Below are 12861 nucleotides of genomic sequence, written 5' to 3'. Positions count from 1 at the left end.
AGCATGTCGTGGATCGAACAAATAAGGATTCCCGATTTCGCGAAGGATGTCCGGCTTAACGTGATCTCCGTGGTGACCGATGAGACGTTTTCGCTGCAGAGAAAATACGGGCTGCTGCTGGCGCCGTGATGACCTCTGTAGAGATCGCCGCAGCGAAAGCCGCCGCCACTGTGGAGGCGATGAACAACGTCTACTACCGCTTCGCTCACCTTGTTTCCGACCCGGAATACAAGGCGATGCCGCCACGGCTACGTATGGACGTGATCGGCAATCACGGGGTGGACAAGACAGATTTCGAGCTGTGGTCGCTTGCTGTCTCCGTCATAAATGGTTGCGGTGTCTGCATTGATGCCCATGAGAAGACACTGAGGGCCGCGGGCGTTGATTCCAGAGAGATACACACCGCCGTGCGTTTTGCTGCGATCACGCAGTCAGTGGCGGTCGCTATCGAGGCCGCTGGGTCCGCCCCCGCTCAGGCGAGAGGCTGATTTCTACTCTGCCATTCGATCAACGCAGTTGGGGCGCCACGCAGTGGCACCACAACGAGGCCTTTGCGGCTCTCGTACGAGCTGCACGACGGGTCACGTCGGCAAGTCATGTTGCGCAGCGTCCTCATGAAGAGCGTCGTGGTCGAATTCCCGCCGTCCCGCATATGACACGCAATGCGCCACGGATAGGATGAGTTCCCACGCCTCGCCTCGGTCGCCCGGCGGCCTTCGTTCACCATCACCCAAACTTGAACAGCACACCATACCCGCCGCGCGGATGGCTCCATTGGATGTCCCCGGTCGGCTCAGCGATAACGCGACAGGTACCGCACTCGATGCAGCCGTCCACCGCTACCTCGACCTGGCCGCCGTCGTTGAGCTCGTAGCACCGCGCGGGGCAGACTTTCAAAAGTGAAAGTAGCTGCGGCGATGGCGTTGTGTGCGCACGGACCTTGACGTGAGGGTTTCCGACGTCGACAAGATAGCGGTTGTAATACAGCTTGTCTTCGACGCGCACCGCGGGTTCGGAACTCATGCTTTAGCCTTCCATTGTTGGACTTCACACTGTTGCGGTCAGCGCCAGGCCCGCGCAAGACGACAAGCATCCCCAAACAGACCTGACCATGACCGCGCCTTGACAAAGGATTTCAGGCTAGCTTTCTCCTTTTCAGCCTTGGGCGTACCATCGACGCGCACAAAGTTCTGCATCGCCTTGGAGATGAGCTGCGGATAGGTGAGAAAGAAGTTCTGGGAGTGAGTATGCATTAGGGGCGGCAAATCCTTGTACTTCTTCAGATCTTTGATGACGAACGAATCGTCCAGCATCTTCTTGTAAATTGACAGATTTGTTGCACTCATCGGTTCGCCGCGTGATTTAACCAGACCGATCGCTTCCGCGGCGATACGGCCGGAGGTCATCGCGAGATTGGAGCCCTCACGATGAATGGCATTGTTTAGTTGGGCTGCATCGCCCACTACGACCCAGCCTTCCCCAAAAAGCTGCGGGATCGACTTGTAACCGCCTTCGGGGATGAGATGCGCCGAATATTCCTTGACTTCGGACCCTGCTAACAGGGGCGCCACAGAGGGATGCCTCTTGAATTGATCGAGCAGTCCGTACGGCGTTTGGCCAGTGCGCTGGAAGTCGGCGACAAGACAACCGATGCCAAGCGAAATGCACTCTTTATTGGCGTAGATGAAACCCATCCCGGTCATGCCACGAGAAATGGTGCCGGCCGCCTCGATCACGACGCCTTCATCGCCCCTGAGATTGAAGCGCGCCTCGATAGTCTCGCGAGGCAGGAAATGCATTTCCTTAACCGCGAGCGCAACGTTGTCGGCTGTCGGGCGCGCGCGTAGGCCTGCACGTGTGCCGAGCAGGCCATTGACCCCTTCGGCCAGGACGACGACGTCGGCATGTATTTCGCCGTCTCTGCGATCTGTACGAACACCGACGATCCTTTCACGATCGTCCCGTACGAGCTCGGTGACGGTGGTCTCGCACAGCACGATCGCACCAGCTTCACGCACCTTGGAAGAAAACCATTTGTCAAACTGAGCGCGTATGATCGTATAGCGGTTCGGCCGCTCCTCGTTGAAGTCCTCCGAACGGTAGTGCATGCCGACATGGGAGCGGTCGTCCATCATCCAGAACCGCTGTTCGATCAGGTGGCGTTCGAGCGGCGCCTCCTCTCGAAACTCGGGGATCAGCTTTTCCATCATATCGGCATATAGGATGGCGCCCTGCACATTCTTCGATCCGGGATATTCGCCCCGCTCGAGCTGCAGCACCTTCATGCCGCGTTTGGCCATCGTCAATGCCGCCGCATTTCCGGCCATACCGGCTCCGACCACGATCGCATCGAATTTCTCTTCAATCATCCTCATCTCCTCTAGACCGCGATCCGGGCGCGCGACTCTGGCAAAAGCCGCGCGCGGAATGCAGCCGTCAGCGTAGGTAGCAATTGAATGGCATCACTGACGATCGCGAGATGGGCGAAGTCGAAGATCGGAGCGTTCTTGTCAGTATTGATAGCGACGATCAGATCCGCGCCCTCGACGCCAACCCGGTGCTGGATCGCACCGGAAATGCCCGCGGCAATATAGAGCTTCGGCCGGATGGTTTTGCCTGTCTGGCCGATCTGCCGGTCAGACGTAACCCACCCTTTTTGCACGAGAGGACGCGAGCAGCCATATTCGGCGCCAAGCAGATTTGCGAGCTCGCGCACCAACCGAAAGTTCTCAGGCGATCCTAGCCCTAGGCCGCCCGCAACCACGACATCGGCATAGGCCAGATTGGACGTTTGTGCATCGCGGTCGGGCAGAAATGACAATACTTTTGTGACGATATCGTCTTCGAAAAGGCCGAGCGGATGAACGACGATACGAGCGGCATCGCGGTCGACACGCTCAGGCATCGGCATGACCCGCGGGCGGACGGTGGCCATCTGCGGACGATAATTTAGCGTGTAGATCGTGCAGAGCAGCGAGCCGCCAAAGGTCGGACGCGTCGCCGCAAGCGAACCATCGGCGTCCACGTCCAGCGCGGTGCAGTCGGCAGTGAGCCCCGTCGACAGGGTCGTGGCCACAGAACCTGCGAGATCGCGACCGAGCGTCGTCGCACCCAACAGCAGGATCTCGGGCTTGTACGTGTTGACGAGTTCGGTTAGCGCCTTGGTATAGGATTCGTTACGGTAATCCGACAAAACATTGTCGCTCACGAGATAGGCCAGATCGGCGCCATAGCAAAAGGCTTCAAGCGCGGCGTTACGTGTGTGCTGCCCCTCCGGACCGATAACCACAGCGGCAAGATTCACTTTTAGCCTGTCGGCAAGGCCGCGCCCTGCACCCATAAGCTCCCAGGAAACGGGATGCACCTGACCACGCTCAAGCTCGACGAAGACCCAGACGTGCTTGTACGACTTAAAGCGCTCCGGCAGCTCTTTTTTGGCTGCTGCGCGGCCGGCAGCCGCTGGCATGGCCGTTCTGCTGACGTTGCTCATAGTTTCAAATTCCTCCTCAACGATAGGGGCGCCGGCGCCACGGGTTGCTTTTTCGCTTCGTCAACTGAAGATCACTTTCGGTTAGCAAGTGGCTGGCTGCTCTGCCCCGCCTGCGTGTTCGGACCGGCCACACAACAACACAGGTCGTCGCAATAGACGCACCCGTCCGACTGGATTTGCAGAGGTCTTCCAAACTCGACCGTTACCCGTCGGGTTCGACGAGCGCCACCGCGGCTCGCCAGGGCGCTGTGGTGATTCTAACCGATCGCTTCGGCGCCTGAGTGGGCGAGTTCGTACGCTGCGCAGTACCTGCGACCCAGTTCGGCCCAACGACTCCACATTGGCGGTGCAAACGAGGGCGATCCTGGCAACACTTCTGTCACGCAATCCATCCCGGCCATCAAACGAAAGCACTCCGTATGGGCCGAACCTGGCGCTCTTCGTGGCACCGTTCCCATCCGCCATGAGATGGGCACAAATCTGAGCGGGATCGGCGACCGATTTGATGCAGATGATGTTGTGCATACGGAGTGCAGGAGTAACGCGAAGCGAAGACTTATCCATTGACCAGCATCTCACCGACGTTACGGAGCTTTGATCGCGTCAAAACCGGTTTCGAGGGGAGCTAACGCGATTATGCGCCTCGAAATGGTAGCGCAGGTCTCAGCAGGTAGTAAAAACAGCATCATAGGTCCTCCTTCAAACTCATCGCGGTCGACTGCCATCTGTCGGCACCGCTGGCAGGACAACAGCAAGTGTCGTACCAGTTGCAAAGACCATTGAAAGCCAGTCGGAAGTAATGGCCTGCGACACAATTCAAACAACCCCTGATACCGTCGACACGACCAGTCCAGACATGGGTCGGGAATACGACAGCCGCCGCTCCGGTGATGGCTGCAGATACTTGAGCACAAAGAGATGGCCCCAATATCGGATTGCCTCGGCGCCGGCCGGTCGTAATTCGCTTTACAGTGAAACGCTAAATCACTTCAACTCGCTCAACGGGACAAAGGCCCCGGCCTTCTTACGGTCCGCGACGGCATCCTTCAAAACCTTGAACACTCGCTGATCGATCGGTGACGATGCCACAAAATCTGCATAGGCTTGCTCCAGCATCGCCTTGCACCTCGCTCTGATTTCCGGCTCTTCGGCGCCAGTAAATTGCTCTTCGGTAAAATATTGTCCCATGCGCTTTAAGATGTGAAGGCGTGCGACATTTACGATCTTGGGGTCGTAATCGACGCCAAGCAGCGAGAAAAAATCCTCTGCCGACGAGGCCTTGCTGAGCCGATCCAGGATACCGGCTGGCGTGGGTGAGCTGATCATCGAAAATTCTCCTTCGGCTTAGCTCTGGACGGTCAATGAGATGGGGTGGCGCCTGTTGACTTCTGCCGTCCTGCCTCGCACAGCTGGTCCGCATCGCCACAGCCTGAGTCCCGAAAGCGGCGGTCTCAACTTCGCTGCCCAGATCGGCAGGTCCGCCGGTGACGAAGCCAGTCCCGATGAAGATCCGGGATCAATGGCCAAACCACGATCTAGGTTGACGCTCGTCAGGAGGTCGTCGGACTGCAAATCAGCCGCGCGAGAAGATGCCGATTGGCGGTCCGGGGACGGCGCGTCGTTGGGTAGGAGATCACAGCTTGTATGGCGGAACGGGAAGTAAGATCTGGAGGTGAGATCGCGCAAGGGGATCTGACGTGCGAAAGCTGGACGCCGCTCGCGCCATCAGCGACATCGGACACTGTCCTTGCAGCGCGTCGGTTTGCGAAGAGTCGACGCAAACGTTGCTGGACACGGCTTTTCACGCGGGGTAGGTTGCCAAGCATCCGCACACGTCGCGCCAGAATCGCCGCCACGGTTTCGCGCTCGACCGGCAGCTTGTGCTCGATGGCATATTTGCGGACTTGCGACAGGATCTGCCTGGCTTGATCGTCGCTGGCGACGAGCTGCAGTTCATCGAGTAACGCGGTGATCGCCGCAAGTCCGGAATGCTTGCCGAACACAAAGCGGTTGCAGCGGCCAAGCAAAGCGGGATCAAGCGATTGATAGGTGCACTGATCCTTCAAAAGGCCAGCGACATGAATCCCGGATTCGTGCGTAAATACATGCTGTCCGACGATCGCCTTGTTCATAGGAATCGCACGTGCGGCCGCGGCTGCTACCACCGTGGCGACGTTCTCGAGCTCCGGGAGTATGATGCCGGTCTCGCGCCCGTAGAGCTGCTTGAGTGCGACCGCGATTTCCTCGAGCGGTGCATTTCCGGCCCGCTCGCCCAGCCCGATGACGGTCACTGAGGCGTGGCTCGCGCCAGCCCTGATGGCGGAGAGCGTGTTCGCGGTTGCGAGTCCTAGATCATCGTGACCGTGAAATTCGAGTTCGAGATCAGTAGTCGCACGCAAATTTCCGACCAGCGCGTAGGTTGCGTCGGGATCGAGCATACTGAGCGTATCTGCAATACGAAAGCGACGCGCGCCCGCGGCTTTTGCAGTCGCCATCAGTCTAATGAGAAAATCAATGTCGGCGCGGGAGGAGTCCTCACCACCGACGGCGATCTCAAGTCCGCGCTCACAGGCATAGCCTACCACTCGCTTCACCCGTTCTAGCGCCATGTCGCGATGACCACCTAGCTTGGCCGCGATCTGGACATCGGAGGTCGGGATCGACATGTTGATCATGGACACCTTTGCTTCGATCGCCGCGTCGACATCAGATTCCCGCATCCGGCACCAGCCTATGGTGGTCAGCGGAGGATCTGCTTCGACAATGGCGCGGATGGCGGCGATCTCCTCGTTGCCCATCGCCGGCGTTCCCGCCTCGATCTCCGTGACTCCGGCCCGCGCCAGCGCCTGCGCGATCCCCAGCTTTTCCTCTGTGGTGAACGCAACGCCAGGTGCCTGCTCGCCGTCGCGCAATGTCGTGTCGTTGAGCACGGTGGGCCTCGCGCGCACCTGGTCGGACCAAGACGATTTGGCGGCGGTGCTGGCGGCGATCACGCGAGAGCTCCTCATTCTTTGACCTACCTACGCTTCAGCAACCAGCATGCCAGCCTGCCGTCCCGGCCAACCCATTGACGACTCTACCGCTTCCGCCCTCGACCTTCTTGAGCAAATGATTGTCGCAAATGCGACAGGTCATGACGCGGACGCATTGCCTGTTGGAACGTTAGCAATTGCGGCTCGCCAGGATGTGAGATTGTTGCGGAGCACTTGGGGGCCGCCGCGGCCTTGAACACATGGTCACTCGCTGGCATGGAAACGGCATCAGCCGCGCTCTCAACGTCGCGCGCGGCTTACCAAATCCGGCGAGGCCTTCTCGGATGACTGGGCGATAGCGGCCCCTTGTGGCACTTCAGATGGCCGGTGGCCGGCAACCACCGGCCGAGCCGCCTGCAACAGAAAATCGGGCCGGCGCTCGGCCATCCGGCTCTCACCGCTTTCTTCACCGAAGCAGATGTTGAAGTCGTGACATTGATTGCACACGGGTGTTGTGCACATCACGAGGCCTTCATTCTCACAAAGCATGCGGTAGAAGAAGCGCTTCCAGCGCATATTGTTGAAATTGCGCGCGGCGAGCGGCGCGAAATGACGGCTCAGCAGCCGAGAGAGTTCGCCGCGATTGCGCAAGCCGAGAGCTTCCCACAGATGGCCCGGCTCAATGGCGCGGCGCGCGATCATCGCAGCCAGCCAGTGGCCGATATCCCCTTCCGTCGATCGTTGCTTGAGCAAGAGATCGCGCAGCATTGCGATCTCGTCGTCCTCTTCGCACTTGAAGGCCGAAAGCTGCTTCGCGAGCTTGATCTCAAGCGTGGGAAAGTACTGCTCCAGCAAGGCCACCAGTTCAAGGCCGGACAGGCCCGCCTTCTCGGTAAGGGAGCCACCATCCATTGTGGCAGCCGCCAGGATAGACGCCAGGACATGGCGATCGAGATTGCTGTCAATGGTAATATCGGCATCTGCAGGAGACACACCGGTGAGCATGCGGTAGGTTGCAATTCCCCTGTGCATCTGGCTGTTGATATCAACGGCACAAGCAGCCAGCGACGGAAGGAAGTGCGCTTCGGACATAATTTTGCGGGTCTCCACAATGGTCAGGTTTGCGTGCCGCATCCTGGTTTTGATCAGGGTCGCTCGTCAGATTGCCGGCCTCCCGGCATGGGCCGTGAGGGAGACCGGCATCCGTCGGGCGCCTTTACAAGGCCGCGACTCGCGACCTTTACGAGGCCGCGAGTTCAGCGGCGGTCTTGCCGATGATGGATTCGTCCACGGGCTTCATAATGCCATGCTCCATCAGCATGTCCTCGAGCTCATCCATGGAGATCGGGGTCGGGATGATGCCTTTGCCGCCATTATTGTGAACCTTGGTCGCAAGATTGCGATAGTGATCGGCCTGCTTGGAATCGGGTGCATATTCTAGCACCGTCATGCGGCGCAACTCGGCATGCTGCACCACGTTGTCGCGTGGCACGAAGTAGATCAGCTGAGTGCCTAGCTTCTTGGCCAACGCTTCCGCCAGTTCCAGCTCCTTGTCGGTCTGCCGCTCGTTGCAGATCAGACCGCCCAGCCGCACTCCGCCAGAGTTCGCGTATTTCAGGATGCCCTTGGAAATGTTGTTCGCGGCATACATCGCCATCATCTCACCGGACATCACGATATAGATTTCCTGCGCCTTGTTCTCGCGGATTGGCATCGCAAAGCCGCCGCAAACGACGTCGCCAAGCACGTCGTACGAAACATAGTCGATGTTCTCGTAGGCGCCGTTCTCTTCCAGAAAATTGATCGAGGTGATGACACCGCGGCCGGCACAGCCGACACCCGGCTCGGGACCACCGGACTCCACGCAACGAATGTCCTTGTAGCCGACCTTCATTACGTCCTCGAGTTCTAGGTCCTCCACGCTGCCTGCGCTCGCGGCAAGGCTCAAAATCGTGTCTTGCGCCTTCGCGTGCAGAATCAGGCGGGTCGAGTCCGCCTTCGGATCGCACCCTACAATCAGGATTTTCTGACCCATCTCGGCTAGCGCCGCCAGCGTGTTCTGCGAAGTGGTGGACTTGCCGATGCCGCCTTTGCCGTAGAACGCGATTTGTCTTAGTGAAGACATGTTGCTCTCCATCAACCAATTTGCCAAAAGTTACGCGCTTCTTGTGCGAGCTTGGTTCTCTCACAGAAGCGAGGGCACACGGGTTCAAGGGAAGGAGCGCATCGCTCGCCTTCGGCGTCGGCGTGCACTCAGCCCTCACTCAGTGTTGCTGCAGCTCATTAGCAACAGCCGTGCCAGCGCCTGACTCCATACATTAAGCCTCTGATTATGCTTACAAAGGCCAACCAGCCGGCGCGTGATCGTTGGTTATTTTGGATGTGACGGGATCTGCGCGGCTGTCGGAAAACAAACAAACAACCACAAACATCAACGCCAAAAGCCGGAATCACGGGATCTATTCCGATCTCTCCAGTTGTGGAACGGAACTTGCTGTTCCTCTCACAGGCCGAGCGATTTCGGGAGAATGAATATGCCGGACGGGCTCGAAACCTGGCGGACCAGCGGCGAGTGTTGCAAATGCGATACGGCGCTTGGTGCGCAGATATCGGAGTTGACCGGCAAGAACTTCGAATGGGCTCGCGGCAGCGGCTTGCCACACATTCAGCTCAGCATCCATACATAGGTATGCCGTGACGACAATCATCGTTTATCAGAAGCCCGGCTGCGCCAATAACGCGCGTCAGATTCAAGCGCTCAAGTCCGCCGGCCACCACGTGGTGGTGCAAGACATCTTGAAGCAGCCATGGCACGCGGACGAATTGCGCAGCTTCTTCCGCAATATGCCCGTTAACTCCTGGTTCAACCGAGCCGCGCCCCGTATCAAGTCAGGCGAAGTCAATCCCGATTCTATCGACGCGGCAAGCGCACTCGCATTGATGGTAGGGGATCCGCTCCTGATACGGCGACCGCTGGTCGACGTAGACGGGACACGAAGTGCCGGACTCGATCGTGAGCCAGTGCTGTCGCTGCTTGGCGGCAAGACGCAAGATAATCTCGAGGTATGCTTGCACGAAGCACACCGCACGCCCTGCCGGCAGACGTGAAGACGCTGAGCGTCTCTGCCAGCCATAAAGCGAGGCAAAAATGACATTCTTCACTTTTGGCTTGCTTCACGCGAAGTAACCGCGGAAACCTCCGCCGAGACGGCCCGAGCGAGTGATTGCTCGTAGCGGGGCATCGCCGGTATTGCACTGGAATGCCGCGCTTGCCGCTTTGTAACGTGTGAGAGACGTAGCCGCATTTGCTACCTTTATCACGCGCGACCTCCGCCGCCCGCATTGAATCGGAGCGCCACGCCGAGAGGCAGATTCTTCAAAGGATTTGTTTAGATTGACTACTAGGTTGAAACACGATCAGAACAGAACACGTTTCGCGGCCGTGATCCTAATGCAACTTAGCGGGACAATTGTGCTAACCGTCGCTTCGATTTTGATTGGTATCAAATACTACTCCGTTCCTCATGTGTGACAGAGATCTCGCGCGGCTGCTCGCGCGAATTTTGGAATGGAGACTTCGATGAGAGTACTAACAGTTCTGGCGAGGGCATCGGTCCTCGCGCTTGCGAGCTCGTTCGCCAGCAATTCGGTACGAGGTGCGGATCTGGGCCCGGCGCCGGTCTACTATAAAGCGCCTCCAATAGAGCCCTCCAGCCCCTGGATGATCCGCCTGCGCGTGCTCGGCGTTTTGCCGGATACCGCAGGTAGCTCGGTAAACGTTGCCGGAACGCCATCGCTGTCGTCACCGAGTTCAGGGCTTTCGCTCAGCGAGCGAGCCATACCAGAGCTCGATATCACCTACTTCTTCACAAAAAACGTAGCCGCTGAACTCATTCTCGGCGCGACTCGCCATCACATCAGCGGCAATGGCGTACTCACTGGCCTCGATATCGGCACCGCCTGGCTGTTGCCGCCAACACTAACCCTGCAATATCACTTCACCGATTTCGGCCCACTGAAGCCGTATATCGGCGCGGGCATCAACTACACTGCATTCTTCAACCAATCGGCAGCCAATGCGTCGCTATTCGGCCTTGCCGTCACGGATCTACACATCAAAAACCAATTCGGCGCGGCGGTCCAGTTCGGCTTCGATTACATGCTAGACCGTCACTGGGGGCTCAATTTTGACGTGAAGAAGCTGTGGCTGCGGCCGGAGTACTCCGCGACCGTAAACAATGCGATTGCTGTCACCGGGCGCGCCAATATCGATCCATGGCTCGTCAGCGGCGGCGTCGCTTACAGGTTCTGAGGCAGAACAGGGTCAAGGAGACACCGTTTGATCAACTCGGACGCTGCGAGCGCATCAAGCGCATCTCCTGCCCTCACCGTCTGCAGTGGGGAGCCGGCTGACGCCTCATCGACGCGTCAGCTGGCCAGAGGCAGGAAATCATTCGCAGCATTTCTATCGCTGTGAGCCACGGATCGCGCGGCACGTAAGTGACGATACACGAACAGATCGGCGCGTTATAATCATATTACTGCTTCGCCGCGCGTTGCAAAGGAGCCACTTTGCCTATTTGCCTCACAAGAGGCGGTGCGCCGCGCCCATGTCAATGACCCACTGTTAGCGACCCGGAGCTCGAGTTGGACGGTCACCCTCAGACGATCCGAGCTCCGAGAGGCCGGGCAGCTCATGGACGAGCACGCCGTCCATGCTTGCTGGTCCGGTCAAGTGGTCGCCACGACGCCTCTAACTTCGCTTGAGCACATCACAAGGCGGTCGACACGTTTGCCCTGCTTGAGGTGGGATTTGACGATCTGGTCAACGTCCTCAGGCGTGGTCACGCGGTACCAGATTCCGCCGGGATAGACGACCAGCAAGGGACCAGAGTTACAAAATCCAAGGCAGCCCGCCATCGTGAAACCAATATCGTTGAGGCCTTGCGCTTCGATCGCCTTGCCCATTCGGTCCCACAGGGCTTGCGCGCCTGAGGCGCCGCAACTGCCGTGGGGATGGTCTGGCGGACGCTGCGTGTTGCAGGCAAAGACATGATGCCGATAAACCTGAGGGAGCTCCATTTCTCTTTCTGAGTTCATCCGCCTATCCTCTGATAGTGCTGAAGGGATGAGGTGCGAGCACATCATGCCCAACAGTCTCTTACTATTGAACGTCCCATGATTCCCACCCGCGCTTGCGAAACAGGCGCAATGAGCGGGCGTCATAGTGGTTGTCGTCGCCAAAGATGAGCGATAGATACCTACGCGTCCGAAGCCGCCTCCTGATCAATTCCAACCTCTTCTCCTGTCATCTCGATCTGTTTATCCACTCATCGCTTATTCACGATCCAAATTCTTTAAGGTAAGTTGCACACCAGATGCGCAACGTTCGCTGCTGCAACGATCCTTCGCTTTGGACTGCGCGCCTCGCAATTATTGCCGAAGCAGGGGCAATGTCGTTCGCTTCTCGCTTCTATCAGCGGTCCCCGACAGGCTAAGAGCCCATGGCCTCGTTCAGCTCAATGGCATCGGCCGGAAAGACGGCAAAACCCTCGGACCTATTCACTCATCAAATCCCGCCAGGTTTTGTTCGCTCATCTCGGCCTCGCAGTTTCCTGCTTGAAGATATCAACCGCAGTCCGGCTCAGCCGAAAAATCCCGCGGCCACGAGTGAGCGGCCGATAAGCCGAGCTGGCACGGGTGTTGAGGACATCAAACCACTGGTCTGGCGTGAGCTTGGCCGGACGCTCGCTGATTTGTATCACCCTCCCGTTCGGGGCGAAGCGGACGTGGATGACGATTTATTGCGAGTTCATACGATTCCTATTTTGGTAACATTATCGATCACGGGCCGAAGAGACCGACGATCTCGGTTATAACGTGCTTGGCTTCGGGCACTCGGCGCAGGCCTCAAGCCGAGCCTTGGACGCCGAGACTTTTTATGATTGAGCAGACCTCTTCCGCGCTCGCCTGGAACATTTCTTTTCCCTTTCCTGGACCAGTACATGTCGCCGGTGGCATCCAGCGCGCTCCTGCTTTTTTTGTGGATCACGATGTACAAAGCACGTCTCCTAGGTCCGCTTGCTCATCTCTTGCGATGATAGGTGTGCGCTCCATCCAGCTAAAACTCTGCTATTTCAGTGCCCGCACACCGTTCCTTTTGGCCAAAAGGACGCTAGTCGGTCGAGTTGGGTCGGGCGTAATCTGCACGCAGCGATCCGATCGATCGAGCATATGAAGATCGACTCGGAACGGCTGATCCGATAACTCTGACGCATGACAGCGGTCCCAAGAAAGCTGCGGCAAACGGCGCCGCAGCCTAACAAACGGACCCATGTCGGCGCCATCCGCAGCAAGCGGTCGTTCGATTTCGATCAATTCTTTCGTGGTGAGCGCCAT

9 protein-coding genes and 2 pseudogenes are annotated in these 12861 nt (G+C 58.2%); 3 read left to right on the top strand and 8 right to left on the bottom strand.

Features of this window, described 5'->3' with window-relative positions:
- Positions 1–3 precede the first annotated feature (3 nt).
- Positions 4–488: pseudogene (locus N2604_RS06065) on the top strand (carboxymuconolactone decarboxylase family protein).
- Positions 489–726: 238 nt separating this feature from the next.
- On the opposite strand, the gene N2604_RS06060 reads toward N2604_RS06065, so the two are convergent.
- The 7 genes and pseudogenes from N2604_RS06060 to nifH all read right to left on the bottom strand — a co-directional run bounded on the left by N2604_RS06060 (position 727) and on the right by nifH (position 8587).
- Positions 727–1023, bottom strand: a complete 297-nt coding sequence (locus N2604_RS06060; RefSeq protein ID WP_036014950.1) for a ferredoxin family protein — start codon at positions 1021–1023, stop codon at positions 727–729.
- 38 nt (positions 1024–1061) lie between these two features.
- A complete protein-coding gene (locus N2604_RS06055; protein ID WP_036014868.1) occupies positions 1062–2369 on the bottom strand; it encodes an FAD-dependent oxidoreductase in 1308 nt (435 codons plus the stop codon).
- Between the two features lie 11 nt (positions 2370–2380).
- The gene (locus N2604_RS06050) at positions 2381–3490 is read right to left on the bottom strand and encodes an electron transfer flavoprotein subunit alpha/FixB family protein (RefSeq protein WP_074448543.1); all 1110 of its coding nucleotides are present in this window, start codon (positions 3488–3490) and stop codon (positions 2381–2383) included.
- 984 nt (positions 3491–4474) lie between these two features.
- Positions 4475–4816, bottom strand: coding sequence for a nitrogenase stabilizing/protective protein NifW (gene nifW, locus N2604_RS06045; RefSeq protein ID WP_124163612.1), 342 nt, complete (start codon positions 4814–4816; stop codon positions 4475–4477).
- 475 nt (positions 4817–5291) lie between these two features.
- A pseudogene (gene nifV / locus N2604_RS06040) lies at positions 5292–6498 on the bottom strand (homocitrate synthase).
- A 264-nt stretch (positions 6499–6762) separates the two neighbouring features.
- A complete protein-coding gene (locus N2604_RS06035; RefSeq protein ID WP_036032003.1) occupies positions 6763–7554 on the bottom strand; it encodes a nitrogen fixation protein NifQ in 792 nt (263 codons plus the stop codon).
- Between the two features lie 148 nt (positions 7555–7702).
- Positions 7703–8587: a nitrogenase iron protein gene (gene nifH, locus N2604_RS06030; protein ID WP_027571409.1), complete on the bottom strand. Its 885-nt coding sequence runs from the start codon at positions 8585–8587 to the stop codon at positions 7703–7705.
- A 569-nt stretch (positions 8588–9156) separates the two neighbouring features.
- Here nifH and N2604_RS06025 point away from each other — a divergent pair.
- Positions 9157–9570, top strand: a complete 414-nt coding sequence (locus N2604_RS06025) for an ArsC/Spx/MgsR family protein (RefSeq protein WP_036032000.1) — start codon at positions 9157–9159, stop codon at positions 9568–9570.
- A 460-nt stretch (positions 9571–10030) separates the two neighbouring features.
- Complete coding sequence (locus tag N2604_RS06020) at positions 10031–10774, top strand: OmpW family protein (protein ID WP_199763379.1); 744 nt, start codon at positions 10031–10033, stop codon at positions 10772–10774.
- Between the two features lie 419 nt (positions 10775–11193).
- Here N2604_RS06020 and N2604_RS06015 read toward each other — a convergent pair whose 3' ends face one another.
- Entirely contained in the window at positions 11194–11562 is a 369-nt protein-coding gene (locus tag N2604_RS06015) for a ferredoxin (RefSeq protein ID WP_124163611.1), read from the bottom strand.
- Between the last annotated feature and the right edge of the window lie 1299 nt (positions 11563–12861).

The organism is Bradyrhizobium sp. CB1015 (assembly GCF_025200925.1).
GTDB lineage: Bacteria > Pseudomonadota > Alphaproteobacteria > Rhizobiales > Xanthobacteraceae > Bradyrhizobium.
The sequence above is the reverse complement of the archived record's forward strand: the minus strand, read 5'-3'. Positions and strand labels throughout refer to the sequence as shown.

Coding starts and splice junctions, on each gene's coding strand:
- N2604_RS06060 (WP_036014950.1), bottom strand. CDS start 1,023: ATGAGTTCCGAACCCGCGGTGCGCGTCGAAGACAAGCTGTATTACAAC.
- N2604_RS06055 (WP_036014868.1), bottom strand. CDS start 2,369: ATGATTGAAGAGAAATTCGATGCGATCGTGGTCGGAGCCGGTATGGCC.
- N2604_RS06050 (WP_074448543.1), bottom strand. CDS start 3,490: ATGAGCAACGTCAGCAGAACGGCCATGCCAGCGGCTGCCGGCCGCGCA.
- nifW (WP_124163612.1), bottom strand. CDS start 4,816: ATGATCAGCTCACCCACGCCAGCCGGTATCCTGGATCGGCTCAGCAAG.
- N2604_RS06035 (WP_036032003.1), bottom strand. CDS start 7,554: ATGTCCGAAGCGCACTTCCTTCCGTCGCTGGCTGCTTGTGCCGTTGAT.
- nifH (WP_027571409.1), bottom strand. CDS start 8,587: ATGTCTTCACTAAGACAAATCGCGTTCTACGGCAAAGGCGGCATCGGC.
- N2604_RS06020 (WP_199763379.1), top strand. CDS start 10,031: ATGGAGACTTCGATGAGAGTACTAACAGTTCTGGCGAGGGCATCGGTC.
- N2604_RS06015 (WP_124163611.1), bottom strand. CDS start 11,562: ATGAACTCAGAAAGAGAAATGGAGCTCCCTCAGGTTTATCGGCATCAT.